25 protein-coding genes are annotated in these 25371 nt (G+C 46.5%); 5 read left to right on the forward strand and 20 right to left on the reverse strand.

What is annotated here, in order from left to right:
- From ACK8OT_RS11615 to ACK8OT_RS11630, 4 genes are all read right to left on the reverse strand, one after another.
- Positions 1-424: hypothetical protein (locus tag ACK8OT_RS11615; protein WP_410196683.1), on the reverse strand; the 424-nt coding region annotated here is incomplete at its 3' end.
- Positions 425-574: 150 nt separating this feature from the next.
- On the reverse strand, positions 575-1120 hold the full coding sequence (locus ACK8OT_RS11620; RefSeq protein WP_410196684.1) for a P-loop NTPase family protein: 546 nt from the start codon (positions 1118-1120) through the stop codon (positions 575-577).
- 246 nt (positions 1121-1366) lie between these two features.
- Positions 1367-4543, reverse strand: a complete 3177-nt coding sequence (locus ACK8OT_RS11625; RefSeq protein ID WP_410196685.1) for an efflux RND transporter permease subunit — start codon at positions 4541-4543, stop codon at positions 1367-1369.
- A 2-nt stretch (positions 4544-4545) separates the two neighbouring features.
- Entirely contained in the window at positions 4546-5757 is a 1212-nt protein-coding gene (locus ACK8OT_RS11630) for an efflux RND transporter periplasmic adaptor subunit (protein ID WP_410196686.1), read from the reverse strand.
- A 331-nt stretch (positions 5758-6088) separates the two neighbouring features.
- Between ACK8OT_RS11630 and ACK8OT_RS11635 the strand changes: the two genes are divergently transcribed.
- On the forward strand, positions 6089-7060 hold the full coding sequence (locus ACK8OT_RS11635; RefSeq protein WP_410196687.1) for a hypothetical protein: 972 nt from the start codon (positions 6089-6091) through the stop codon (positions 7058-7060).
- Here the strand turns inward: ACK8OT_RS11635 and ACK8OT_RS11640 are convergent.
- Positions 7034-7750 carry a hypothetical protein gene (locus ACK8OT_RS11640; RefSeq protein ID WP_410196688.1) on the reverse strand — a complete coding sequence of 239 codons (717 nt, stop codon included), beginning with the start codon at positions 7748-7750 and terminating at the stop codon, positions 7034-7036. The genes ACK8OT_RS11635 and ACK8OT_RS11640 overlap by 27 nt on opposite strands.
- 160 nt (positions 7751-7910) lie before the next feature.
- On the reverse strand, positions 7911-8807 hold the full coding sequence (locus ACK8OT_RS11645; protein ID WP_410196689.1) for a LysR family transcriptional regulator: 897 nt from the start codon (positions 8805-8807) through the stop codon (positions 7911-7913).
- A 242-nt stretch (positions 8808-9049) separates the two neighbouring features.
- Here ACK8OT_RS11645 and ACK8OT_RS11650 point away from each other — a divergent pair, with 242 nt between their 5' ends.
- On the forward strand, positions 9050-9772 hold the full coding sequence (locus ACK8OT_RS11650; protein ID WP_410196690.1) for a porin: 723 nt from the start codon (positions 9050-9052) through the stop codon (positions 9770-9772).
- A gap of 122 nt (positions 9773-9894) precedes the next feature.
- On the opposite strand, the gene ACK8OT_RS11655 is transcribed toward ACK8OT_RS11650, so the two are convergent.
- Together ACK8OT_RS11655 and ACK8OT_RS11660 are read right to left on the reverse strand one after the other, a co-directional pair.
- Positions 9895-10281, reverse strand: coding sequence for a tautomerase family protein (locus ACK8OT_RS11655; RefSeq protein ID WP_410196691.1), 387 nt, complete (start codon positions 10279-10281; stop codon positions 9895-9897).
- Positions 10282-10365: 84 nt separating this feature from the next.
- The gene (locus ACK8OT_RS11660) at positions 10366-10947 is read right to left on the reverse strand and encodes a TetR/AcrR family transcriptional regulator (protein ID WP_410196692.1); all 582 of its coding nucleotides are present in this window, start codon (positions 10945-10947) and stop codon (positions 10366-10368) included.
- Between the two features lie 130 nt (positions 10948-11077).
- On the opposite strand from ACK8OT_RS11660, the gene ACK8OT_RS11665 reads away from it, so the two are divergent.
- Positions 11078-12133, forward strand: coding sequence for an alkene reductase (locus ACK8OT_RS11665; protein ID WP_410196693.1), 1056 nt, complete (start codon positions 11078-11080; stop codon positions 12131-12133).
- 107 nt (positions 12134-12240) lie between these two features.
- Here the strand turns inward: ACK8OT_RS11665 and ACK8OT_RS11670 are convergent, their stop codons facing one another.
- From ACK8OT_RS11670 to ACK8OT_RS11680, 3 genes are all read right to left on the reverse strand, one after another.
- On the reverse strand, positions 12241-13290 hold the full coding sequence (locus tag ACK8OT_RS11670) for an alpha/beta hydrolase (protein ID WP_410196694.1): 1050 nt from the start codon (positions 13288-13290) through the stop codon (positions 12241-12243).
- A 331-nt stretch (positions 13291-13621) separates the two neighbouring features.
- On the reverse strand, positions 13622-14161 hold the full coding sequence (locus tag ACK8OT_RS11675; protein ID WP_410196695.1) for a hypothetical protein: 540 nt from the start codon (positions 14159-14161) through the stop codon (positions 13622-13624).
- A gap of 333 nt (positions 14162-14494) precedes the next feature.
- Positions 14495-15358: an aldo/keto reductase gene (locus ACK8OT_RS11680; protein ID WP_410196696.1), complete on the reverse strand. Its 864-nt coding sequence runs from the start codon at positions 15356-15358 to the stop codon at positions 14495-14497.
- A 192-nt stretch (positions 15359-15550) separates the two neighbouring features.
- Between ACK8OT_RS11680 and ACK8OT_RS11685 the strand changes: the two genes are divergently transcribed.
- Positions 15551-17266 carry a transporter substrate-binding domain-containing protein gene (locus ACK8OT_RS11685; RefSeq protein WP_410196697.1) on the forward strand — a complete coding sequence of 572 codons (1716 nt, stop codon included), beginning with the start codon at positions 15551-15553 and terminating at the stop codon, positions 17264-17266.
- A gap of 2 nt (positions 17267-17268) precedes the next feature.
- On the opposite strand, the gene ACK8OT_RS11690 is transcribed toward ACK8OT_RS11685, so the two are convergent.
- From ACK8OT_RS11690 to ACK8OT_RS11720, 7 genes are all read right to left on the reverse strand, one after another.
- The gene (locus ACK8OT_RS11690) at positions 17269-18426 is read right to left on the reverse strand and encodes an ABC transporter permease (RefSeq protein WP_410196698.1); all 1158 of its coding nucleotides are present in this window, start codon (positions 18424-18426) and stop codon (positions 17269-17271) included.
- Positions 18416-19348 (reverse strand): ABC transporter ATP-binding protein, encoded by a 933-nt coding sequence (locus ACK8OT_RS11695; RefSeq protein ID WP_410196699.1) that lies wholly within the window; start codon positions 19346-19348, stop codon positions 18416-18418. The genes ACK8OT_RS11690 and ACK8OT_RS11695 overlap by 11 nt, the downstream gene beginning before the upstream one ends.
- Positions 19345-20286 (reverse strand): HlyD family secretion protein, encoded by a 942-nt coding sequence (locus tag ACK8OT_RS11700; RefSeq protein WP_410196700.1) that lies wholly within the window; start codon positions 20284-20286, stop codon positions 19345-19347. Before ACK8OT_RS11700 ends, ACK8OT_RS11695 begins: the two co-directional genes overlap by 4 nt.
- On the reverse strand, positions 20283-20939 hold the full coding sequence (locus tag ACK8OT_RS11705) for a TetR/AcrR family transcriptional regulator (RefSeq protein ID WP_410196701.1): 657 nt from the start codon (positions 20937-20939) through the stop codon (positions 20283-20285). Before ACK8OT_RS11705 ends, ACK8OT_RS11700 begins: the two co-directional genes overlap by 4 nt.
- 152 nt (positions 20940-21091) lie before the next feature.
- The gene (locus tag ACK8OT_RS11710; RefSeq protein ID WP_410196702.1) at positions 21092-21577 is read right to left on the reverse strand and encodes a hypothetical protein; all 486 of its coding nucleotides are present in this window, start codon (positions 21575-21577) and stop codon (positions 21092-21094) included.
- A gap of 7 nt (positions 21578-21584) precedes the next feature.
- Entirely contained in the window at positions 21585-22181 is a 597-nt protein-coding gene (locus ACK8OT_RS11715) for a glutathione S-transferase family protein (RefSeq protein ID WP_410196703.1), read from the reverse strand.
- Positions 22182-22203: 22 nt separating this feature from the next.
- Positions 22204-22614 carry a GNAT family N-acetyltransferase gene (locus ACK8OT_RS11720; protein ID WP_410196704.1) on the reverse strand — a complete coding sequence of 137 codons (411 nt, stop codon included), beginning with the start codon at positions 22612-22614 and terminating at the stop codon, positions 22204-22206.
- Positions 22615-22772: 158 nt separating this feature from the next.
- Here ACK8OT_RS11720 and ACK8OT_RS11725 point away from each other — a divergent pair, with 158 nt between their 5' ends.
- Complete coding sequence (locus ACK8OT_RS11725; protein WP_410196705.1) at positions 22773-23036, forward strand: hypothetical protein; 264 nt, start codon at positions 22773-22775, stop codon at positions 23034-23036.
- Between the two features lie 168 nt (positions 23037-23204).
- Here ACK8OT_RS11725 and ACK8OT_RS11730 read toward each other — a convergent pair whose 3' ends face one another.
- Entirely contained in the window at positions 23205-24794 is a 1590-nt protein-coding gene (locus ACK8OT_RS11730) for a tetratricopeptide repeat protein (RefSeq protein WP_410196706.1), read from the reverse strand.
- Positions 24795-24922: 128 nt separating this feature from the next.
- Positions 24923-25327 (reverse strand): GFA family protein, encoded by a 405-nt coding sequence (locus ACK8OT_RS11735; RefSeq protein WP_410196707.1) that lies wholly within the window; start codon positions 25325-25327, stop codon positions 24923-24925.
- Positions 25328-25371 lie beyond the last annotated feature (44 nt).

A 25371-nucleotide genomic window follows, 5' to 3' on the forward strand; every position in this document is an offset into this window, starting at 1 on the left:
ATACATTTTCCTCTGCACAAAAAATCCATGAGTCTCCATCAGCCCACAAACACCACTTTTCGCTTTCCCCGATCATATAAAACGACATAATGTCAGTTTCTTCGGTAAAGAAATTAAAGGCTTCCCAGCTGTTTTCAATTTCACATCCCAGCCACCATACTTTACCATCCAGTCCTCGCTCAAAGTCCTCAACGATAAGTAATTTTTTGTCTCCCACCATTTCAACTAGGGGGGCTAAAACTGCAGTAAACTCTGCCTCATTAAGCCAATAAAAAATGTCATACTCATTGAAGTGGCAATCAGCTACGCCGCCTAGCCAGTTTGCTTTTATTCCACCCCTTGGGTTTTCATTTACATTAAAAACATTTGTTGTGATGTGGGAGGCCAACGCCCTAGCTTGCTCGGAAGTGAAATCTTTTATCATAATGAAAACCTTACTTTAACACCCTTTGAACCTGTTGGTCTTTGAATCCCCTGTGTCTTACTAGGCTAGTGGTTTCCTTTACAAGCTGCAATAAACAATATCTGTCTCTTCTTCTCTAGTCGAGGGCACAGTGATGGCTTTATCACAGCATCACTGCTCCGTGATAGGTGATTGCTGCTGAAGGTAGCGCCGCGCTTGTCGCGGGCTAGTTAAGTGAACAAACTCAATATGGGCAAATTGCGGGTCGGCTTTAACCTGTAAATAACGCCGCCTGTTGTGATGGTAATTTTGCAAACTCCATAAAATTACCGAGTCTTTGCTACAAAAAGATTTTTTAAACGTTTCCACATTGCCCGTATTTGGCCATAGTTCCTTACCTACGATACTGCGTTTAATTGCACGGGTAATGGATTGATAAGCAATGCGCGCCAAGCTGTAATCCAACCAAATAATCGTATCAACCTGCTGCCACTTGATTTGCACTGTGCGATTATAGTTACCATCAAGCACCCAAGCGGTTTGTGCTAGTGCTTGTTTTAATTTAGGAAAGAACTCTTCATCGCTGGGCTGCTGCCAATTTGGTTGCCAAAAAATGGCGTCCATCTCGATATAAGGAATCGCCAGTTTCTGTGCTAACTGACGACTAAAGGTCGACTTTCCAGAAGCGCTACTGCCAATCACATTAATACGGCTCATGTTGTCTCTTGTTTAATAATCAATCTTTAACGCGCTGTTTCGCTGTATAAATACAGCTCCTACTGATGTGCGATATCCAGTGGGGCTATGGGTTTATCGCAGCATGACTGCTGCTCCTACTGATGCGCAGAGCCAGTAGGAGCGCCCGAAGCGAATCTCACCCATTCCCTGAGCAAGCTCAGGTCCCACAAAATGCACGAATAAATACAGCTCCTACCCATGGGTTGTTCCATTAACCCACATCGATTAATCATGGGCAGCCGTGCTTGGCTGAGCTTGCGGCTTGATGCCGCGAATTCGCCCCACAAGGCGTTTGATATCGTCAATAAACAAATACAAACACGGGATCAGAAACAGGGTCACCACGGTTGAGAACATCACGCCGTAGGCGAGGCTGACTGCCATGGGGATCACCATTTGCGCCTGCATACTGGTTTCCATCATGATGGGCGTCAGGCCGATAAAGGTAGTGAGCGAGGTGAGCAAAATAGCGCGAAAACGGCGACAACCCGATGCCACCACCACTTGCGCTAAAGGCTTGTCGCTATAGCGATTTTTATTAATGTTATCCACCATCACCAGCGAATCGTTTACCACCACACCGGCTGCGGCAATAATGCCAAACAAGGATAACGAGCTTAAATCTATGCCCATTAATTGGTGCCCCGCTACCGAGCCAATGATACCAAACGGGATCACCGCCATTATCATTAAGGGCTGCGCATAGGACTTTAATGGGATCGCCAGCAGGGCGTAAACCAACAGCATAGACAAGGCGAAGTTACGCAGTTGCTCGCTGGTGTTTTCAATTTGTTGCGCGATATTACCCGCCACTTCGGTGCTTACCCTAGGGTATTGCAGCAGTAACTGAGGTAGAAAGTTATCACGCACATCTTGCGCCAATTTAAACGGCTCGGCTTGGCTGGCATCGATTGAAGCCCACACGCTCACGGTTTGGCGGCCATTTTCACGGCGGATCTGGCTTAAACCATCAACAAAGCTCACCTTTGCCACCTCAGACAAGGGCACTTGCACCCCTTGAGAGGTTTGGATCAGCACCTTGTTAACATGGCTAATGCTGTTGCGCTGCTGCTCAGGATAGCGCAGCATCACCCGCACCTCATCACCACCGCGAATTACCCGCTGTAGCTCTAGGCCATAGAAGCTTTGATTCACTTGCGTGGCAATATCGGCCAAGCTTAACCCTAGGCTATGGGCTTGCGGCTTAAGGGTAAACAACACCTCTTGGCTGTGGCTTTGGCTGCTGTCGTTAACATTACTCACCCCAGCTAGGCTATTTAAATGCTGCTTTAGCTTGGCCACCACCGCATCCATTTGCTGCTGATCTGTGCCTTGTAGACGAAAGCTAATATCACCGTCATCGCGATCATTGCCAAACAGGTTGTCTTCTATGGTCAGTGACTTCATCCCCGGCAAGGGCGGGATGGCTTGGTGCCAACGTTCAGCCAAGGCAAAGGTATTCATTGGCCTTAGCTCAGGCTCCACCAAGCGCACCAAGATCTCGGCTTGGGTACGATTGCGTAAGTCCACCTGCATATCAGAGATCATCACTTGGCCAAATTCGGCTTGTAGATCGTTATCCACTTGCTTCAGTGCTTGCTCGATTTTAAGCGCCATATCTAGGGTCGCTTGCTCTGACGCATCGGCATTCATGGTCAAACTGATGGTCGGAAAATCATGGGGGATCTTCGGCTGACCAACAAAGCGCACCACACCACCCTGGTACAAACCGGCGCACACCAAAATCAGGCTGATAAACAACATGATCAAGGTATAGCGGTAGCTAACAGCGCGCTCGAGGCAAGGACGATAAACATCGGCGATCAGCCAACTTAAGCCTCGATTGACCTTGGCTTGCAGCCAATTAACCATCAATCTTAGCCAATCGAGCGGATTGCGCGAGCCGGCGCGCACTTGAGTCGGCGGCTTCATGGCGGCCAAATGGGCCGGCAAAATTAACTTGGATTCGACCAAGGAAAACAGCAAACATAAGATCACCACATAACCTATGGCTTGACCAAACGCAGCGGACGGGCCGTCATCGATAACCAAGGGTAAAAATGCCGCTATCGTGGTTAACACACCAAAGGTCGCGGGCATCGCCACACGCTTCACACCGCTGATCACAGCATCAATATGATGGCCATGACGCTGGGTTTCGCTGTGGGCACTTTCGCCCATAACGATGGCGTCATCCACCACCACCCCTAGCACCAAGATAAAGGCAAACAAGCTCACCACGTTAATGGTGACGTCTATCATGCTCAAAGGCATCAAGAATAAAGTGCCAAGAAAACAAACCGGTAACCCCATCATCACCCAAAAGGCTAAGCGTACCCGTAGGAACAGCGCCAACATCAAAAACACCAATACCGCCCCACTTTTCATGCTGTCTAGCATCAGCTCTAAACGGCCTTCTAGGTAGTAGGTCATGTCCACCCAAGGCGCTAACTCTAGCCCTTGTGGCAGCTGGGTTTGTTTTTGTTCGATATAGCGTTTAACCGTATCGGCCACCACGGTCAGGCTTTGATCTGCCGCCGCGCCAACATAAAAGGTCACCGAGTTGTGGCCGTTGAAACGCGAATAATGTAAACCTTGGGCTAAGCCATCGGTGATCTCAGCCACGTCACCTAAGGTCAATACCGAGCCATCTCGGTGGCTCAGCAAAGGAATGCTGGCAAAATCTGCCGCGGTATAAGCCTGATTGGCTACCCGCAAGTTAATGTAGCCGTTTTGCGCGCGAATGCCGCCCGCCGACATATTGCCGGAGTGACTGCGCACCGCATGAGCAACTTGGTTGAAACTTAAGCCATACTCTCTGAGTTTGTCTTTACTTAAGGCGATGGATATTTCATCTTCTAGGCCGCCGTAAAACTCAGTAATACTCACGCCCGGCAGCTGACGAATTTCATCAAAAATCAGCTTACCCGTGTGCTTCAATTCGCGCGGGGAAAGATCGCCAAACAAGCTGATATACATCACGTCTTGGCGCATCTTGATGCGCTCTAACTGTTGTCCTTCCATTTCAGCCGGAAAGTTAGACACGCTATCAAAAGCGGCTTTCACCTCGTCCAGCACTAAGCTGGCGTCATAGTCATCGTTTACCTTGATGTAAGTGGTGGCATAACCGCGATCGGCATAAGCAATCACTCGCTCTAAGCCTTGCACCTGCTCGATGGCATCTTCAAACTTGGTGACTATGCCTTCTTCCACTTCTTGCGGTGCAGCGCCTGGCAAGGCGGCGGTAAACTTGATCCAATTGACTTCGATTTGCGGAAAAAATTGCTTGCGGATGGTGCCCGCTGTTAACAAGCCGCCCACCAATATCATGATCATCAAAAGGTTAGCGGCCACGCTATTGCGCGCAAACCAAGCAATGATCCCCTTGTTGGTATCTAGCATGATTAGCCCTCCACGCTGGTCGTGGTGGCTGCTTCGCCCACTAATTTGGTATCAGGCTCAACGGCAGACTCGGTATTGCGCTCGGGATCATCCACCCAATCTAGCGCCATGCCCGGCATGGCATAATCTAAGGCAGAATTAATTACTTTATCGCCCTGCTCCAAGCCCGATGTGATCACCGCTTCGCCAGCATTAAAGCGCAGCACTTCCACCTCACGATAGGCTAAGGTGCGCTCTGGCGTTAACACCGCCACCTTGCCTTCGGTGACTAAATGGCGCGGCAATACGCTGACCATGCCCGCGTTGATGCCTTCAATTTCGGCCGTCACATAGCTACCAAATGGCAAGCTAACACCACCTTTGCTGCGGCCATAAGGATCGGGAATTTCGGCCACCAAATACGCCATGCGGCTGGTGTCATCAATCACGCCTTCGTTGCGCACTACTTTGGCATGAAAGATTTCTTTGCCTAAAGTAAGCAACACATTAGCGCCAATGCCTTGGTTGTCTAAAAAGTTAAATTCTTGCTGTGCTAAGGGTAAACGTACTTCCGCCAATTCAGTGCTTAAGATCCGGCCCAATACCGCGCCGGGCGCAGCATAACCACCGGGGCCGATATGACGGCTGGCAATCAAGGCATCATAAGGCGCGCGGATCACTGTGCGATCGAGATTACGCTGCGCTTGTTTAAGACTGGCTTCGGCGGATTTTAAGCGGGCTTTCTCTTGCTCTAATTGCGGTTTACGCAAACTTAACTCGGTCGGCAATTTACTTTTAATATCCGACCACTGCTCTTTGGCCACCTTACCGTAAGCCTGTTCTTGCACGAGATTCGCTTTCGCTTCGGCCAGATTGGCTTTGGCTTGGATCAAGGCCACGTCGTAATCACTCGGGTCTATTTTGGCCAGCACTTGGCCTTGTTTCACCAAACCACCGCGAATAAATTCCGGAGCCAGATAAGTAAGCTCGCCGCCCACTTGCGCCACCAGCTCTGTTTCGTATTTAGCTTTCACTACGCCATAAGAAGCAACCGTTAAGGTCATTGGCTGAAATTGGTTTTCAACAACACTGACTTGCACTAACTTGGTTTCCGGCGGCTTTTGCTCGGGCGGTTGCTGCAAAGAAGCCAGCCCCATATAACCCGCTATGCCTAACCCTAAAACCACGATAGGTAAAATTATCTTAAGCTTATTCAACACCTTGTCCTTAAACATATTTTCCATTTAGCCAACGAGCCAACAGCGCACCGCAATTGAGCTATTGTACGGCTCAAATGTGGGTTCTCAAGCAGCGAATTCAGCGTTTTAATAAGCTACACAATTAGCCTTGTCGAGCCCATTGGGTGGGCTCGCCATACTCACGAAGCCAAAACCATCTTGAGCAAAATAGTGGTCTTACCCAACTAATACCGAGTCACAAAACAATCAGCAACCATATGATTAATAAGGTTTTGTGATTAACATCAAAGTAAGACTCACAATGGAGAGATATTCTGCCAATCAGAATCACAAAAATATCAAACCATTCACATTATTAAGCCAGCCGATGCCAGCCATATCAAATCAAGCCCAGACAGTGTGGACCCAAGCAAACCAGCAATTACGTCAACACCTGATGATTCATTATGGCGACTTAATTAACACAACCCCTTGGCCCACCACTGTCATAGGTGAAGGAAAACTCTGCCAATACTATGACAAACAAGTCACCATAGGCGTGACTCACCTAGATGGATGCCAATCGGCATTACTCGATAAACTCAAACATGAACACATCCACTGGCTAGTGAACACTGTATTAAATTTTCATCCTATTACAGCCTTCAATGAGGGAATTGCCGTTGCCCTTGCAGATTGGCCAAACCGTTCGCTCAAGATAGGCTTTAATCAGCACCATCTTTGTCGCCAGCTGTTGATACAAAATGCCCTTATTCCAATGGAAAAACTCATTGAGGGCGTCGCCTATTTTGGCTTTCGCCACGATTTTAGGGTCGATGTACAATTTGGCTCTTTTTGTGGCTATTATATCGATAAGCTTGGTTTCTACGATTGGTGTAAAACCTGTGCCGCATTGAGCCAAACAATTACCCAACAAGAAACCCTGAACTTACTGCAAAACTGGTTCAATGAATGGCAAGCCATGCTCACCAATCAAGTTGCCGACAACCTTAACTGCCAAACCTTTGTTGAACAATTAAGCTACCTAATGAAATCACACTTGGCCAATTGCATTGCCCTCACTGTTTATTCCCCTTGCAACAAGCAGCCGACCGATGCCATCAGTGCCAAACCAAGTTCAATCGGGAAAACTTACCCTCGCCTATCACAATCTAAAGCCCCTCGTGTTATTCAGCCAAACATCTGCATCGCAGACAAAAATTGGAATAAGATAAACGAGGCGACCAATAGCCATAAGGTCATTAACCACTTCCATAATCGAATATTAAATCCCATCGCGGCCTCCAATATGATGAACTTAACCAGTCAATTATTAAGATTCCGGTTGCAAGCTGCGTAAGCCAGATTGGTCGACCACAACGAGGTAAGATTGCCCCAAACTCGCTTGGCAAAGATCTAAGTATTGCTCGCCCACCTTGAGGCCAGTCGCACAGTCATTAACGCTAACCGTGCCACTTACCTTGCCTTGCTCTAGATTGAAGCTCACCGCCGAAGCGCCGTTGAGATAAACAGGCAGATTGTGATGGCTAAAGATCCGCACGCGGTACACCGCATCTTGGTTATCAACCCGCTTAGCAAACGTAGTGATCTGATATGCACCGCCTTTTGGCCAAGCCACCGCCCATACGGGGTCACTTTGTTTCACCTTATAGTTTAAATCGACGTGACCAAGCCCCTCTAAGGTTTCGCTGTTGCTGTCTTGCACGCCTAAGTGCAGCTGTTTTTTCTGTGGTTGGAAGCTGTATTCATAGGTCGCCATATCACCCATGTTGACACTACTAAAGCGCAAGTTTTGGCTATTAAACACATATTCTTGATCCTTGCTATCCAGTGGATCATCGTACTTGGAATAGAAGTTAACCACATCGGCAGTGGTGTTGATTAAGCTGATGTCTGCCTTACTGCGGGTAATTTTCTTTATGTCTTCTTTCAACCCACTTGAACCACACGCGCTCAACACTAAGGTGCATAGGGTTAACACCACTAACAGCAGGCTCTTTTTTATGACTTCACAATGTCTTAGTTGCATCCGGCTATCCTTTCTTTGTTGTATCAACGTGAGTAATTTTCACCAGAGAAAAGATATCCTTTTTTTATCGATTTTAGTGTTAGCAATTGTAAGAAAGCAGGGTGCTTTTGTAAGCAAATGCGCAAGCCAAGCACCCCAGAAATGTCGACATCGAGAAGGGTTAGATAAAATACTTCGCCGCTAAGTGAGGTAGATATTTAAGTATATGAGCCATCACAGGTCCGCGAGTGATGGCGGGTGCATAGTAAGCAGCAATGGACATTTTATAGTCGTTTAAAATGACATTCGTGGTAAATGGTTTGATCATGCCCATGTCAACATATTGCTTTGCATAACAATGGGGGATTAAAGCCCAGCCCACTTTGGCAACCGTGCGACACACTTCATCATTACTGGTCACCGCAATATAGTTAGCGGAAATGCGCATATACTCAACATTTTCATCATTGCGTAAAATATTCTGGTGCAATACTTGAGGTACTTGGCGTAGTGCTAATTTGTCTACGTCTTTCATCTCGCTTAAAGGCCCATTTGTCGATGTGTAGCAGCCATATTCCTGAAACCCGAGTAGCTTCATATCCACGGTCAAGGCACTAAAGCTGCCTTTTTTATTCGGCATTAAAGCCAAATTGGCTTCGCCCGAGGCCACTTTTTTCATCGCATTAGTCCAACAATCTATTTGCCAATCAAGCTTCAACAGTGGAAATTTTTGGCAAAGATCGGCAGTTAACTCAACGAGCATGTCTGGATTTAGCATAGGATCATACAAAATGGTAAGGCTAGCCTCTTCCTTGGCATGAATAGAATCAACCAACTCATTAAATGAAGCCAAGTGCGATTGCAGTAATTTTGCCTGAAAATGCAGCTTGTTAGCGTCAGCGGTTGGTTCCACTTTGCGGCCATCTACCTCAAATAACACCAGATCGAGCTGATCTTCTAAGGTCATCACTAACTCGCGAACCGTAGTTCGACTTTTACTTAACTGCTTGGCAGCAGCACTATAACCTCTTGTTTCATATACAGAGATAAACGCACTAATTTGATCAATAGAAGCCATTACTACCCCATTATGTTCGGAAAGCCCTTACATAATTGTATTGCATGCTTGTTTTTTTAACCATAAACTTGTCAACAATTCAGCAAGGAAGAATGCTGATGGACGCTTGTTTTCGCTTTTATGACAACTGTAAACACAGAGCATAAAACGCCTCATGGATAGAGCCGCAACAGACAACGCCCCTCTACATGGATTAAGTAGACCGACAAAAATAGTATTAACTTTACAAAAGGTCTCACACAATGAAAAAACTTGCTTTAGCACTTGCATGCTCTTCTTTCGCCATCGCTCCTTCAGTATTCGCTGAGGAAGCAGAAGTAACGACTTCTGCATCTGGCTCTTCTTACATCACTGGTAATGTGCAAATGCACGACCGTGACGATTTCCACGGCTCTGCAGTCACTTCAACACTTGAAGCTGGCCACACTTTCCGTACTGGCACCACTGTTCTAGTTGAGTTTGATAACATCCACTTAGGTGACAGCCCAACTAACGGCGTCAACGCTGATTCACCGGTTTACATTACACTAGGTGTTGAGCAATCTTACCGCTTTGACAGCAACAGCTTCTTTGGCGACGGCCTATGGATCGCCGGTGGTTACCACCATGTTATGGCTGACGGCGACACGCTTCAGTACCGTCCACTAGTTAAAATTGGTTACGATTTTGACAATGGTATCTCTATCTCTAACCGTACTCGTTGGCACTTTGATGCGAACGACGGTAGCAAACTACTTGATACCCGCATGGACAACGCTATCGCATACGCTTTCAAAGATATGCCGTTAACCGTGAAATACAACAACGTTTACATGCTTGATTCAGAAGCAATTGACCACGAGTTCCGCGCAACTTGGACTCGCAATGGCGTACAACCTTACGCTGAGTACCGCAGCCAAGGTAACAACCTAGACGACGTTAAATCTAACAACGCTTTCGTTATTGGTGCGTCTTACAGCTTCTAAACAAAGCTGTTATCGAAATAGCCATGATGATGATTCTGCCTCTAGCCTAGAATCATCATCCCGCTAGCAATGAGCCCTTATGCCCAGCATAAGGGCTTTTTTTGATTTTAGGATCTGTTGGCTTATACCTTAATTGAGTAGGTTAGATCTGTAACCTCATCCCCCGTCATACCACGAAAGCCCCATTGATAAGGCGCTTGCTCTTTAATGATCACTTCAATATCTATTGGCTTAATGCCTAATGCTTGCTCAATATCGGCAAACAAGGTTTTGATTAAGCGTTTTTGGGTGGCAATTTCACGTCCCGCCATTAAGTTAATTTCGATCACCGTATAGGCATTAGAGCGACCTCCGGGAGCGTAAAAATCACTTTTATCCATGGGAATAAAACGGTGTGCACGCTTGTCTTCAGGCAAACCGAGCACACTTTGCATCGCGCCGTGGATCACCTGAGACAACTCGGCCTTGATCGGGTTAAGTTGGCTGGCTATGCCGTAGATTACTATCATCTTGCTTCCTTGTGATGAATAAAGCCTCCAGCCCCATCAGATCTAAGTAAGTCTGATACCACTTGTCACTGGTCAGCAGTCGGGTTATCTGCAAATGTGTTCAAACAACTCATCTGCAAGGGTTTGTAAAACGGATGGCTCGGGCTGGGTATGGCCATAGGTGCGTAGGCCATAAATGCCCATGGCCAAAAAGCGCGATAATTGTTGGCTATCTTTATGTGCTGCAAGTTCTCCTTGCTGCTGAGCTTGCTGCAAAACCTGCGCCATGGCGGCCTGCCAGTTGGTTAAGGTTTGACTGATCACTTGTTGAATTTCAGGATCATGCAAGGCTAGCTCGCTTAATGCCTTTGTCAGCAGGCAAGCAGAGTGCCCATCACAACGCAAACATTGCTCAACAATATCATCCAAATAGCTTTTCAACTGCTGTAATTTAGCGCGATCATCATCGAAAAAAGCCGCAAATTCACTGCTGCGATCGAGGCGATATTGCTCCAAGGCCGCAAGCAACAAGCCGCGTTTGTTATCAAACGCGCAATAAATTGAGCCCGGATGTAAGCCCGTCGCTTGTTTTAGATCCTGCATGCTGGTTTTCGCGTATCCCTTGTCCATAAAGGTCGCCATCGCACTTCGCAGCACCTTTTCTCGATCAAATTCAGCGTTTCTCATGGTTTTCTCTGCCTAGCTAGTTAAACGCAGTGTACTTAAATTTGAATGCTGGTTCAAAATAATACTTGAATAGTCATTCAACAACCCCTATTTTGAATGTGTATTCAAAAATGATTTAAACGAGAGCCCCATGACAGACAATTTATTTCAACCTTATGCCTTAAATGACACCCTTACCCTGAACAACCGCATTTTAATGGCGCCCCTTACTCGCTGTATGGCAGACAATGATTTAGTGCCAACCCAAGCCATGGCAGATTACTATGCACGCCGCGCCGATGCCGGCTTGATTATCTCGGAAGCCGTGGTTATTCGCCCCGACGGCCAAGGTTACCCCAACACACCGGGCTTATTTACCTCGGCACAGGTTGAAGGTTGGAAGAAAGTGACGCAAGCCGTACACGACAAAGGCGGCAAAATTTTCGCGCAACTTTGGCATACCGGGCGTGTTGCTCATCCCCATTTTTATCGCGATGTAACGGGCAGCGATGCGGTGATCGCACCATCTGCCATTGGCATCGAAGGCACAGTACCACGCATGCGTGAGTTGGAATATCAAACACCCACGCCAGCGACCCACGAAGATATTGAGCAATTAATCGAAGATTATGCCCAAGCCGCAGCTAACGCGATGGTTGCAGGCTTTGATGGCGTGGAAATTCACGGTGCTAACGGCTACTTAATCGACCAATTTTTACACTATGGCAGCAATCAGCGTAGCGATGAATACGGCCAAACGCCAGAAAATATGGCGCGTTTTCCACTGGCTGTAGTTGATGCAATTTGTGCTGAAATCGGCCATCAACGCACCGCGCTACGCCTATCGCCGGGCACATATTTTAATATGCCGACCGACCCACGTGATCGCGCCGTGTTTGACTATCTACTTAAGCAATTAGAAAGCCGTGATTTGGCCTATCTTCATGTTGGCATTTTTGACGATGCCCTCGAATTTGATTACCTAGGCGGCCGCGTATCAAGTTACATTCGCGCCAACTACAGTAAAACCTTAGTCGGTGTCGGTAAACTCACAGCCGAAATGGGCAGCGCCGCCATTGCCGAAAATAAGTATGATTTATTAGCCATTGGCCGCCCATTTATCGCCAACCCCGACTACGTAGCACGCGTGCGTGAAGGTAAAGAACTGGTTGAATATTCAGAAGAAATGTTGATGAGCTTGGTGTAAAACTCAAGCAAAATCGCAGCATCACTGCTGCTCCTACCCGTGTGTACAAACGCACGTAGGAGCAGCGTCTATTTTTGGTTCATACTGCGATAAAGCACTTTTACGAGTTAATCATCTAGCTCAGGAGCCGCAAGATTTGCACTCATGAATTTAATGTTGTCGTAAATCGTTATGCCCAACTTATCTATGTGGCCGCCTTCAAATTCATTAAAGCTGGTTTGCATACCAAGGCCTTTTAATAACTCACTTACCTGATAGGTTGCGGGAGTTAACATTTCTTGATTACCAATTTCCGTTCGCACCGCAATATGACCAAAATCGTCCACACTCGATTGCTGAGCGTTAATTTGTGACGGTAAATCTAACGCCGCACAAACATTTAAATCTTGTAAGCCGAGCTCTTTTTTAACATAGCTAGGTGGATTATTTAGATCAGGAGAAGAAAGTTGCATTAGTGAAAAAGTGACATAAGTGTCGTAGCTTAATTCACTTGGGTTACCATTCCAGTTTTGTAGGGTTTCCATTTGCAACGAATAAAAATAGCCACATAAACTAGGTGAAAAATCATTAACAAGAAATGATGGGCTCATTGCAGCAACTGCTGAAAATTCTTCAGGCTCAGCCAACACAGTAGTAATGGCACCATACCCCCCCATAGAATGACCCAAAATACCTCGCCCTTCGGCCTCATCAATTGTGCGAAAACGCTCATCAATGGTCGGGATTAAGTCATCCAACAAGTACTCTTGCCAATTACCTGTCACCGCTGAATTTTGATACCAACTGCCCAAGGTGTAATTGTAAGTATCAGGTACCACTAAAATCATTTCGTTAATGTCGCCCGAAGCAATCAGCTCATCCATCACTTTATTGAGATTAAAATAATCAAACCAACCTTGCGCTGTGGCACCTAAGCCATGCAGTACATAAACAACAGGGTAATCCTTTTCATCATTTTCGTAATAACTAGGAGGTAAATAGACGAACACTTCTCGGCTAGCATAATCACCAACTACATTGTTTTCGAGGGACTCACCATACACTTGAATTCGTTCAACCAATCCATTGGTATGAGAATATTCAGTATTATTCCATGCCATGGCAGTGCTTGAGACGGCAATAGATAACGCACATAAAGATAACGATAAACTTTTCATGATCATTCCTTGATTAAAATGTGAGTTTAAAGCTTATCTTATTTACGAGAGATGAAATAATAATTAGTACTATATGTGTGATACAAACATACAATTAAGCCATTGATATTTAATCAAGTATATTCTTAAACAGGTTTTATAAAATGTAAATAGTTTATGGTATGCACATGACTGACGACAGCTTAGAGTAGGTTTGATACTCAGCACCACAACACAACAAATGACTTATAATTGACCAAACATAAATCAAAAAGTTTTGGAACACAGATAGAAGCCCCAGTGATGGGGCGATAAATACTTACTTTGTGGGAGCCAACTTTATCGAGAAATACTATTCCAAAACCACATCTATGATATTGGTTTTGCCACGTGTGATGGTTACTTCGCCTGTTGCGTAAGCTTTGGTATCACTTGCTTCCGCTTTCACATAGTATTTCCCTGTGTTAACAATTTTTTTGCTGCCATTCCTTAAAGAGATGGAATCCTTAATTAAAAAGCCTTCAGCAGAAACAGGGAATATATAAGCACGGCTTCTTAGATTACCGCCACTATCTAAATGAGCCGAGTTACGGTAAGCAATTTTGGTCAACCCTTCAGCATTCGCAACTACTTCCGCTACTTTTACTTGACCGTAGTCACGTGAGGTACGGGTTGCCTCATGGATCCATACATCTTCTCTCCCTTGCTTTGCACTGGTAGAAATGGTGGTATCACCAATGGTAGGTACAGATTTCGCTGTACTTGCGGTAGAAGAAGACGTCGTTGCATCCAAAATACCACTTACTGCACCGCGAGTTGCACTTTCAATTTGCGTGGAAGCACAGCCCACCAAACCAAACGTCAAACCTAATGCTACAACCAACTTCTTCATTAAACCGTCCCTCTTAATTTACAAAATGTTAAATCAACACAAAAAAAATCATATCGGCGGGATTGTAACCAAAAAATCAATTATTGGTAAGAGAAAGGTATTAGGTGATTTGTGCATCACATCACGCAAAACGCATGCTATCGCTTAAATACGACTCCTTGATATCGCAGCATTACTGCTACATCTTGTCTGTTGAACGGGTTGAATTGTGTTTTTTGTGGGACCTGAGCTTGCTCAGGGAATGTGTAATGTTCGCTGAGCAAGCTCATTTCTACAGATAAATCCAAGATCACAAGGAAGCCCCAGTGATGGGGCGATTAATAGGATTAAGAACTACGCCACGCCGTGGCCTTTTGATGCGGTCCAGATACGATACCACTGCTCATGAGTCAAACTCAGTGCGAGTGCATTGACCGCGGTTTGCACTCGCTCTATTTTGCCACTGCCAACAATCGGCACAGGGTTGGCGGGCAGTTTCATCACCCAAGCGTACGCGACCTCATCAATGCAGCTGGCGCCAATTTCATCGGCGACTTGCGCTAAGGTTTGCTGCACGCGCTTGGCTTGCTCGCTGGTGCCATTAAATAATTGACCACCAGCAAGACACGACCACGCCATAGGCTGGCGCTTTAAGCGCTGCAATTGCGCCAAGGTGCCGTCTTCGGTAGCTTGCAAATTAAGTGGGTTGATTTCAATTTGGTTAGTCACCAAAGGTTGATCTAGGCTGGCTTGCAATAATTCAAATTCATCGCAGCTAAAATTAGACACACCGAAGTGCTCAACCTTACCCGCGGCTTTTAACTGCGCGAAAGCCTCGGCCACCTCGTCGGTTTGCATCAAGATATCGGGGCGATGGATTAATAGCAGATCCAGTTTTTCAACTTGCAGATGGGTTAACGAGCGCTCTACCGAGCTAATAATCTCTGCCTTAGAGCTATCATAATGGGCTACTTTATCCCCTTGGCCGGGAATAATACCGCACTTAGAAATCACCTGTAATTGCTGACGCAAACTGGGCTCAAGCGCTAACGCCTCACCAAATAAGGCTTCACTTTGATATACAGGTGCATGATCAACACTGGTAATGCCCAGCTCAACGTGCTGCTTAATAAACGTCAGTCGCTGCTGCGCATTCATGCCCCAATGCGCCATACGCCAATAGCCTTGCACCAGAGGAGAAAAAGAAAATGCCGTCATAATGTTCAATGCCTTTACAGTGAGTTTGTGCCAACTATAACAAACCCGTTATAGATGCAGATAGGAGCCAAGTCAGCAAATCTACATCTATCTACATTATCATTTAGAAATCGCTTGCCTTAATCAAACATCGCCAATTACTTCTATACTAAAAACAGATTTAAACACCCTATCGCCGGGAAGATATTACATATGCGCTTTTGGCTAACCTTGCTACTTATCTTGCCTCTGTTTGTTCTTGCCAGCGAACCCGTTCCCGTATTCACTTATGGCAAAGCTAACAATAACTTACCTGCTATCCAGATTGTGGGGGATAAAGATTACCCCCCCATCGAGTGGCTTGAAGATGGCCAAGCCAAAGGCATTTTTCCCTCGATTTTGCCTGCCTTGGCACAAGTCATGAACCGCAAAATCGAATATAGGCTGATGGATTGGAAACAAGCACAGCAGCTGGTAAAAGCGGGTGAAGCCGATGTTTTAACGGTATTTAGCCCGAATGAACAACGTATCCAAGACTATGATTTTGTGCCGAGCTTTCTAGATTTTGAAATGAGTTTGTTTGTGCGCAGCGATAATGTCACGATTCATGATTTATCCGATCTCAAAGCACTGAAAGTGGGAGTGCCTAAAGGCAGCTTTTTGGTCAATACGTTACGTAATGAAAGTCAGGCAGAAGTCATTTTATTTAATGATCACCAAGCTGGGTTTGAACAATTACTTGCAGGGGAAATCAACGCGTTTGCCACCAACAAATGGGTCGGTACCTACAGTATCCAAAAGCTAGGATTAAGTGGGATCAAGTTTGTTAAAAAGCCCATTTTAACCAAACCAACGCACTTAGGGATCAAAAAGGGCAACACCGAATTAGCGAACGTTTTAAACCTTGGGGTAAATGAACTCAAGCTCAATGGCACCATTGCTGAGCTTACTCAAGATTGGGAAAAACTCGAAATTGTCTACCTAACCCAAGGTCGCTTAGAAAGCATCTATGTTTTTTCGATTGCCAGCTTTGTCATCTTACTGTTTATTCTCAGCTTAGTTACCATCGTGCTGCTAAAACGCCGAGTGAAACAAAAAACTCAGTCACTTCTCGCTGCTAATCAACGCCTTGAAGAAACACTAATGATTTTGCAGCAAACCCAAGAACAATTAGTGCAATCACAAAAAATTGCCTCGCTGAATGCGCTTGTGGTGGGACTATCTCATGAAATAAACACGCCACTGGGCAATGCCATCACCCTTTCAAGTTTATTCAATGAACAAACATCGGCATTACACGCCGCGCTGAGTAAAGGCAACGAAGGCATTAAAATCAAGCAAGTTATCCAAATCAGCGATCAACTTAATGAAAACTCAGAGCTACTTAATAGCATTCTGCAAAGACTCGCCAGTTTAGTGAACAGTTTTCGCAGCATAACCTTAAGCCAAGGCGATCAAAACCGTGAACACTTTGACTTGCAACAGCTGATCCAACAAGCCCTGAACAACCACAGCATCAAATTAGAACAACAACACGTGCAAGTGAACCTAAATGCTCCCGCTTCAGTGATCCTAGACAGCTATAGCGACTCACTATCACTGGTCTTAGACCATCTGATCCAAAATGCCTTGTTTCATGGCTTTAAACACAGCCAAAACCCGCAACTTAACATTACTGTTAGTGACGTTGTAAACCAGCAAGTTACCATTATCTTCGCAGATAATGGCACAGGTATCGCCGCCGAGGCCTTACCTAAGCTATTTGATCCTTTCTATACCACCACCCTAGGAAAAGGCAGCTCGGGACTGGGCATGTATATCGTGTACACCTTGGTAACAGGCTTACTCGGCGGACAAGTGAAGGTAAGCTCTGCACAAGGTTGTCAGATTACGCTCACCTTGCCCCTGAGCGCCCCAAAACAAGATTAACCTTAATCCAATCGCTTATTAAAGCGTAGGCTGGCAACTAATAAGCCGATGCAGGTAAAGGCAAGCAGCCATAGCGCATCCAGACTGAGATCTATCACCGCAGCATCACGCAGCACAATAGCGCGCGACATTCGCATAAAGTGAGTGGCAGGTAATGCTTCTGCTATCCACTGCGCAGCCTCGGGCATGGCTTCGTAGGGGAACATAAAACCCGATAGTAATATCGAAGGTAATAAGATAAAGATGGTTAACTGCATCGACTGTAGCTGAGTTTTGGCAATAGTCGAAATGACTAACCCTAAGGTTAAGCTGGCACAAATAAATAGCATGGATGCCAGCGCCATGGAATCGATACCGCCGCGAAACGGCACACCAAAGATAAAGTAACCCGCGCTTAAGATCAGTGTTACCTGAATCAATCCCACCAACACATAAGGCAAAATTTTACCCAACATTAATTCAATCGGTCGCACTGGCGTGGTAATTAGAAACTCCATGTTGCCTTGCTCACGCTCGCGCACGATAGCGGCCGAGGTAAACATCACCATGGTCATGGTTAAAATCACCCCCAGCAAGCCCGGCACTATATTGACCACGGAGCGTTGCTCGGGGTTAAAATATTGCACCACTTCAAAACTGGGTACGCTGGTCACTAACGGTTTGTCTAACACTTCATTTAAGGGCATTTGCCTTAAGGTTTTAATTGTCGCGGCCACCACGGTGTCAGTTCCATCCACTAACCACTGACCAACAGGCTGTATCGAGGAATCAGCCAAGGGCTGTGTTGAAGACGCGCTATTCCCCCCAGTAACTGAGGCCTGAGCGTGACGCACTATGCGCGAAGCTAAATCGGCGGGAAGGTAAAGCACCGCTTTTACTTCACCGCGGGTGATAGCGGCTTCGGCTTCAACCGTATTAGCATAGTGATATTTAAAATCAACCACTTGGCTTGCTTGCATCGCAGCAACAATACGCGGCGCATAAGTACTTTGTGACAAGTTAACCAACCCAGCGGGTAAATGACGCGCGTCGGTATTAATGGCGTAACCAAATAGCATCAGCTGTACCAAGGGGATCATCACTATCATGCCAAAGGTCATTCTATCCCGTGACAGCTGTCGTAACTCCTTGATCACGATTGCATAGATCCTAAGCCACATTGGCTTGCCTCCCTTGCCCAGTGCAAGTCACAAACACATCTTCTAAGCTGGGCCTTACCTGCTCAATTCCTCGCCCGTTAACCTGCGCCTGTAACCACAACTGTGGTTGGGCAAGCCGCTTGGCGATCAATACCCTTAGCCGACTGCCTATTTGCGCAGCAGAAAGTATCTCAGGAAGTATTATTAGGCGTTGTTTTAAACCTCGCAGATCATCCCCTGCAATTTCAAATACATGAGCCCCCATAGCAGCCATAAGTTGCTGCGGAGAACCATCTGCTCGCTTGATCCCTTGCTCTAATATAGCCAAGCCATGACATCGCTCAGCTTCGTCCATATAGTGGGTGGATACTAAAATGGTGGTGCCTTGATAGCACAAATCAAACAGCCGCTCCCAAAACTCGCGTCGATTTTCAGGATCGACCGCCGATGTCGGCTCATCAAGAAACAGTAACTCGGGGTGATGTAAGGTTGCTGCGGCCAAAGCCAAGCGCTGCTTTTGCCCGCCACTCATTGAGCCAGCCAGTTGTTGTTCACGTCCCGTTAATTCATAGAGGGAGAGTAATTCAGCCACTCGACTGCGTCGCGCTCGCCATTTTAGGCCATGAATGCGCGCCACAAACGCTAAGTTTTCTTGTACCGATAGATTGTCGTATAGCGAGAACTTCTGCGTCATATAACCAATACGACGGCGTAAACGCTCTTCGTTACCTTGTAAGTTTTCACCGAGAACTTGTATGGTTCCCGCACTGGGCTGCAGTAACCCCGTTAACATGCGAATAGAAGTGGATTTGCCACAACCATTAGGCCCAAGAAAACCATAAATACTGCCACTGGCAATGGCTAAATCTAGCTGATCTACCGCCACTAAATTCGCGAAGGAGCGGCTCATACCTTGGGTTACGATGGCTAAATCCGTACTCATGGCAACAGCTCCACTTCAAGATTTAAGCCGGTCGGCAGAGTTTGTCCTGCTAGGTCTAAATCAATATCCGTAAGATACATTAACCGAGCGCGATCACGTTCATTAAGGGCGTAAAACGGGGTATAAGCTGGCTCACTGCGCACCTTGCGCACCGTACCACTTAGGGCTTCTGCTCTGCCATCAACAAGAATGCGCACCGAGCTGCCCACACTCACCCGATCTAGCCAAGTGGCAGGCACATAAGCGCGCACATACGGACGCTGCGTTGCTAACAAGCCAACCAGCTGAGTGCCCGCCATCACGCGATCGCCGACTTGCCATGGCAACACGTCCACTATCGCGGCTTGCTGCGCCACTAAGGTCAGATCGGCTAAATGCTGCTGCTCTATAGCCAAACTGGCTTGCGCCGCTGCCACTAAGGCTCGCCCTTGCGCCACTTGTTCGCTGCGCGTCCCATTATGTAGTTGTTGCCAACTTTGCTGTGCTTGCTCTTGCTTTGCCTGCGCCGTGGTTAGGGCGGCTTGCGCTTGATCTAAATCCGATTTAGTTAACACACGGGTTTTATATAACCGCTGGATCCGGCTGAAGTCTTGCTGGGCTTGGATCACGTTTGCTTTGGCTTCCGCTATCACCGCCTCGGCGCGCTCGATTTCTTCACTACGGGCTCCCGCTAATAGCTCGGCCAATTTGGCCTGTGCCTGCGCCAGTTCGGCTTGCTTTTGTTGCACCCGAGCTTGGGCAATGCTGTCATTCAAGCGGAGTAAGGGCATACCCGCAGTCACTTGCTGCCCTTCACTGACCCAAATCTCTGCCACTTGTTCACTCACGGGCGCGGTTAATGTCAGCCTATCGCGTTCAACTTGGCCAAACACCCTAGGCTCACCTTGTTGGCAGCCAAACAAGCATAAAGTAAAACAACATAGCGCTAAAAGTTTCATTGCGGCTCCTGAGGGTGAGGCTGGATCAAGCCTTGCTGTAACACGTCAACGTTGTGGCGGACCAAGGCCGATAAGCTCTCTGGGTTAACATCAATACCAAATTGCTTGATTAATACCGGCGGCGCAATCAAGGGAAACACCATCAGGCTGATTAAACTTAAGCGCGCCAACTCAGGGTTTACACCATCACGCAAGCTGCCTGATTTAACTAATGCCTGCGCTAGCCATTGCCGCGACAAGTCCATTATTTGCGAAAATACATCAAGCAAAATGCGTTGCTGCTCACTGTGCTCAGGCTCTTGTAAAATTCGCACTATCAGGCGGGGTAAGGCTGGATTGGGCGCCATGGCTTGATAATAAGTCTGCATTAAACTGGCTAGATCATGGGGGACGGCACAAGCGGGGATACTCTTCAAGCTGGCTATTACCGGAGCCAAGGTTTCTCGGATCATGCTTTCAAACAAGCCCGTTTTAGAGCCAAAATAGTAGCGGATCATTGCCGCATCGACCTCGGCATGGCGTGCTAATTGTCGCGTCGATACTTGCGCAAAGCTGTTAGCGCCAAACAAAACCAATGCGGCGTTGATCAGTTTGCTGCGAGCATCAGAATCCCCCTTTGGCCGCCCTGCTGCTCGTTCATTAATTGTCGCCATCCATGCCCCTCACCAATAATTCATCTATTGATGAATATTAGTGAACAAAACGCATAAAGGGCATCATTTAAATTCCTCAATATGGGCTAAGTTGATGAATTCAGTAGGAGCCCCAGTGATGGTGCGATTTGGTGTTTATCTTTATCGCCGCATCACTGCGGCTCCACAAGGCGCTTAGCTCGTCGCCTAGCCCGCCAAGCAAACACTAAACTTGATAGCAAATAAGCCGGAATAATGGCTAGCGGGTAAAAGAATGCTTGCCCCATATGGTGGTTAATCTGGTAACGAATCGGCTTGATTTGGTTGCCCGTTACTTGATAGGTCGAGGTGGAGCTATAGGTATTGATGTAATTAAACTCAATTAACTGAGTGCCATTTTTTGTCGATAGCACCTTAATCTTGTGGATATCGCCAACGTTAAGCTCTACCTCTTGTTGATCCAAAGAATAAGTGAATTCATCTTGCTGCTCAATCGCATCTTGCAAGGCTAGCTTTTGGAATTGTTCATCTTTTTTACCTAAGACATAAAAGCGCGGTGCCTGCTCGATAAAGTTTTTGGTGACATCTGGCGGCGCGGTCAGCTTCATAATCACTGGGATAAAGGCAAAAAAGAGCACTAGGGTAAGCAATAATTTCATCCCAGCACTAACCCAGCGCGACATAGTTGGGCTGCGAACTTATACGCTGGCACCAAGCTTGAATGGCAGGGTAGCGGTTCAGATCAAAGCCACCTTGATCAGCCACATGGGTATAAGCATAAAGCGCGATATCAGCGATGGTTAGGCTGTTGCCTACCAAAAAATCCGTTTGCTTTAGCTGTTGCTCCATAATGGCGAGCGCTTTGTTGCCGCCTGCTTGTAACGATTCATATTCACCTTGGCGGGATTCAGGCATGCCAAGGTAGTGGGCAATAAAGCGTGCCACAGCGATAAAAGGCTCATGGCTGTATTGCTCAAAGAACAACCATTCATAAACCTTAGCCAGCTGAAATGGGTCTCGCGGCAATAACGGTGTTGCTGTGGCCAAATAACCTAAAATCGCGTTGGATTCGGCAAGGTAACGGCCATCATCTAACTCTAATAATGGGATTTTGCCATTGGCATTCTTAGCCAAAAACTGCTCTGTTTTGGTTTCACCCGCCAGGATATCAACGGCAACCCATTGATAATCAACACTCAGCAATGACAACAACAATTTGACCTTGTAACAGTTACCAGACTGCACATCACCATAAACCCGCATAATTTATCCTTTTATTAAAAACTTAACGCACCTTGTCGGCCGTGGTTAATACCTTGTTACTGTGAGAAAAACCGTGGCGTTGATACAAGCTATGGGCATCGTTGGTCACTAGCATCAATAGCTTGTCTTGCCAGCGGGGATCGCTCAGCGCCACCTCCACCAGCCACTTGCCTAAACCTTGGCCGCGATAGTCTGCATCGATAATGACATCGGCCAAATAAGCAAAGCTAACATAGTCGGTCACCACGCGAGCAAAGCCGACTTGTAAGTCTTGATGGTATAAGGAGAAGCATTCAGAGTGGGCCACCGTGGTTGTGATATCTTCAAGGCTACGCTCTGCGGCCCAATAAGACTGCGCCAACAGCGCCTTAACCCGAGCTAAATCAACCTTATCGGCTTGATTATAAATTACATATCCTTGTCTCTGGACCACTTGTGCGCATCCCTCTTAACAGATTTATTTTCTGGAATCCTCTGAACTTACCGAACCATAGAGGTATTTCTATGTAAAAGAAATATAAAGCAAAATACCATTAACCCAGTTAGGTGTCATGCTAGAATAACGCCGCCCGATGTTCATGATGCCAGACAGTGTTTGATACACCAGAAATCCGCCAAGCCTCTGATGGCACGGAACTGTATCAATATCAATTGCAACAGCCAGAGCTGCAATCCATTGCCCCTTGGGGCGAGCAGACGTTAATCCCTGTAGAACAAACGGGCGCCGAAGACATTACGTATTACTTTGCCCCCGAACTAGACTATCAGCTTGTCCGTGCGGATTATCATGGCTTGTTACTTCAAGGCAAGGTATTGCTTACCCAATATCAATCCAACTGCGCCAGCGAAGCTTAATCAACCTCAATTCTGGTTAATGGAGCCAGCCAATAAATATCGTATGAATAAGTAGCAAAACTTCGTTTTCAGGGATGAAAACGCAGAGCGTATAGGGACATATTCACCGCGTTTTTGCGGATTATTCATACGATATAGCGTATCCAAAGCTCAGGTTAATCACTGTTTTTAATCATCACTGTTTTTAATCATCTCTTGCTGCCAGCGTTTGGCTTTTGCTTTGGCACTTTGCTTCACCGCATCGCTAATGGCATGTTTTTTCTCAAACTCGGTGCGATAGCTTTGCGCTTTAGCTAAGCCATTGTCTGCCGCCAAAGTTAACCAAGCATAAGCTTCATCCAGCGGAAAAAAGCTAGGAAAGTTAAGCGCTTCATAGATCTTCGCTAAATATAATTGCGATGTTAAATCGCCATGTTTGGCTGCTAACTTAAACCAACCTTCGGCGCGATACAGGCTTTTCTCAACACTGATACCGTGAAAGTAATACTCACCAAGCGCACGACACGCCAAGGGATGCTCTTCGTATGCTGCCTTGCGATAAAGCTTGGCTGCGGCGGCATATTTTTTGTCCTCTTCTTCTATCATGCCGCGCAAATAGTAAGCTTCGGCCGATTCAATCACGACAAGAGCTTGATAAAATTCATTCGCCCTGTTCACGTCTGCAATCTGCTTGGCAAGAAAATACAAACGGGTCAATAAAACGGGATCACCACCAACCTCAACATCAGCCAAGAATGCTCTTGCCTTAGCTAAATCGTAATATTCACTCTCAGCATCGGCATACAGAATTGCTAGGTTAGCCTTAGCTCGATTGCTGTCATGCTCCGCTTGAAACAAGTAATAGCTGAGTCGCATTTGCGCTAAGCTAGGTTGCTCACCACCTTGTTGAACTATCTTATCCATTAGCGCAATGGCTTTTGCATGCCCCGATTCCACACCTTGCTCAAGTAAGGCAATGGCTAACTCAGCATTGGCTTCACCACCTATGCCAAAAATAGCAAATTCAATCAGCATCATATTGGCAGGAAGGTAGCTCAGCTCTGCACTTTGCTGTAGATGCGTTCGGGCTAAGCTTTCATTACGCAGCACACCCTTACCTTCATAGTAAGCCAGCCCCAAAAAATACAAACCACGCGGATCTTGATTAGACGCGGCTAATTTCACTAAATGGATCCCCGAGGCAATATCTTGCTCAACATAGCGACCATCTATCAAAAACGCCCCGTATAAGGCACGAGCAGGATCCCAAGCATAACGCGCCGAAGCTTGTAAATATTGTATTGCGCGTTGGCTATCTTTAGGCACATATTCACCTAAACGGTAAAACTCGGACAGCACAAACATGGCTTCTGGATTTTCCAACTCAGCGGCTTCATGCAGTAGCGCCACACCCGCACTGTCATCCTGTTCAACGCCTTGGCCGATCAAATACATTTCCGCTAAACGCACCTTGGCCGCACCATAGCCATGTTCACTGGCTAAACGAAACCATTTCGCCGCATCGGTGAGATTCGCTTGGCGTAATTCACCTTGCACATGAGCCATGCCTAAACGATATTGAGCCTGCGCATCCCCTTGCTCTGCCGCTTGGCGACATTGTTTAGTTTGCTGCGCACTGAGACTCACTTCCAAAGCAATATCACATCGACCCGAGTCGGCTCCGCGAGGGGATTCATCCGTGACAGCGCAACCTGAGAGCAAGATAGCCAAAGGCAATACAGCAAAAGTTAAACGAGGCGAAAGAAAGGTGTTTTTCATCCATAAGACCTTATTAAGACAGCGATAAATGATGACAACATTTATCCTTAAATTAAGGTCTTTATGTAACATACTTGTCCAGTAAATAGCGAGTCACGGCAATAATATTTCTATTCGATATAAGCTGACTAGGTTGGAAATCCCTGACACTTTTTACTGTTTAACGCCGCGTCATACCAACAAGCTCGCTCCGCCCAAAAGATATTGTCGTCCACCGCGATGTTAGGCTGACCATCTAAACTCCCTGCGGGTACCACCAAGGCTTTGCCGCTGCCAGAAACATAAGGCAAAGGGCAGCCGCAATTCCGACAGAAGCAACTAGTAATAGCACGACCGTGTAGATCGTAACGCTTTACCAAGTCAGCGCCACTTAACCACTCGATATTATCGACCGCGGTAAATAGATTAGACGCATGGGCTGAACCCGATGTTTTTTGACACTGCTGACAATGACAAAAATGAAATTGATTGAAGTTGTTATTACAACAAAATCTAACCGCTCCACATAAGCAGCTGCCCTGAATTTTTTCCATATAGGCTCCTTGATATCCGATTGCCTCAAAGGCTTATCTAACAC

The sequence above is a fragment of the Motilimonas thetidivivens genome (assembly GCF_046452435.1).
Lineage (GTDB): Bacteria > Pseudomonadota > Gammaproteobacteria > Enterobacterales > CBDFNC01 > Motilimonas.

What these genes read in the sequence shown, in the direction of transcription:
- ACK8OT_RS11650 (WP_410196690.1), top strand. Translation starts at nt 9,050, where the DNA reads ATGAAAAAACTTGCTTTAGCACTTGCATGCTCTTCTTTCGCCATCGCT.
- ACK8OT_RS11685 (WP_410196697.1), top strand. Translation starts at nt 15,551, where the DNA reads ATGCGCTTTTGGCTAACCTTGCTACTTATCTTGCCTCTGTTTGTTCTT.
- ACK8OT_RS11730 (WP_410196706.1), bottom strand. Translation starts at nt 24,794, where the DNA reads ATGAAAAACACCTTTCTTTCGCCTCGTTTAACTTTTGCTGTATTGCCT.
- ACK8OT_RS11715 (WP_410196703.1), bottom strand. Translation starts at nt 22,181, where the DNA reads ATGCGGGTTTATGGTGATGTGCAGTCTGGTAACTGTTACAAGGTCAAA.
- ACK8OT_RS11620 (WP_410196684.1), bottom strand. Translation starts at nt 1,120, where the DNA reads ATGAGCCGTATTAATGTGATTGGCAGTAGCGCTTCTGGAAAGTCGACC.
- ACK8OT_RS11675 (WP_410196695.1), bottom strand. Translation starts at nt 14,161, where the DNA reads ATGAAGAAGTTGGTTGTAGCATTAGGTTTGACGTTTGGTTTGGTGGGC.
- ACK8OT_RS11655 (WP_410196691.1), bottom strand. Translation starts at nt 10,281, where the DNA reads ATGATAGTAATCTACGGCATAGCCAGCCAACTTAACCCGATCAAGGCC.
- ACK8OT_RS11710 (WP_410196702.1), bottom strand. Translation starts at nt 21,577, where the DNA reads ATGAAATTATTGCTTACCCTAGTGCTCTTTTTTGCCTTTATCCCAGTG.
- ACK8OT_RS11680 (WP_410196696.1), bottom strand. Translation starts at nt 15,358, where the DNA reads ATGACGGCATTTTCTTTTTCTCCTCTGGTGCAAGGCTATTGGCGTATG.
- ACK8OT_RS11690 (WP_410196698.1), bottom strand. Translation starts at nt 18,426, where the DNA reads ATGTGGCTTAGGATCTATGCAATCGTGATCAAGGAGTTACGACAGCTG.
- ACK8OT_RS11625 (WP_410196685.1), bottom strand. Translation starts at nt 4,543, where the DNA reads ATGCTAGATACCAACAAGGGGATCATTGCTTGGTTTGCGCGCAATAGC.
- ACK8OT_RS11665 (WP_410196693.1), top strand. Translation starts at nt 11,078, where the DNA reads ATGACAGACAATTTATTTCAACCTTATGCCTTAAATGACACCCTTACC.
- ACK8OT_RS11645 (WP_410196689.1), bottom strand. Translation starts at nt 8,807, where the DNA reads ATGGCTTCTATTGATCAAATTAGTGCGTTTATCTCTGTATATGAAACA.
- ACK8OT_RS11735 (WP_410196707.1), bottom strand. Translation starts at nt 25,327, where the DNA reads ATGGAAAAAATTCAGGGCAGCTGCTTATGTGGAGCGGTTAGATTTTGT.
- ACK8OT_RS11705 (WP_410196701.1), bottom strand. Translation starts at nt 20,939, where the DNA reads ATGGCGACAATTAATGAACGAGCAGCAGGGCGGCCAAAGGGGGATTCT.
- ACK8OT_RS11630 (WP_410196686.1), bottom strand. Translation starts at nt 5,757, where the DNA reads ATGTTTAAGGACAAGGTGTTGAATAAGCTTAAGATAATTTTACCTATC.
- ACK8OT_RS11635 (WP_410196687.1), top strand. Translation starts at nt 6,089, where the DNA reads ATGCCAGCCATATCAAATCAAGCCCAGACAGTGTGGACCCAAGCAAAC.
- ACK8OT_RS11695 (WP_410196699.1), bottom strand. Translation starts at nt 19,348, where the DNA reads ATGAGTACGGATTTAGCCATCGTAACCCAAGGTATGAGCCGCTCCTTC.
- ACK8OT_RS11700 (WP_410196700.1), bottom strand. Translation starts at nt 20,286, where the DNA reads ATGAAACTTTTAGCGCTATGTTGTTTTACTTTATGCTTGTTTGGCTGC.
- ACK8OT_RS11670 (WP_410196694.1), bottom strand. Translation starts at nt 13,290, where the DNA reads ATGAAAAGTTTATCGTTATCTTTATGTGCGTTATCTATTGCCGTCTCA.
- ACK8OT_RS11660 (WP_410196692.1), bottom strand. Translation starts at nt 10,947, where the DNA reads ATGAGAAACGCTGAATTTGATCGAGAAAAGGTGCTGCGAAGTGCGATG.
- ACK8OT_RS11640 (WP_410196688.1), bottom strand. Translation starts at nt 7,750, where the DNA reads ATGCAACTAAGACATTGTGAAGTCATAAAAAAGAGCCTGCTGTTAGTG.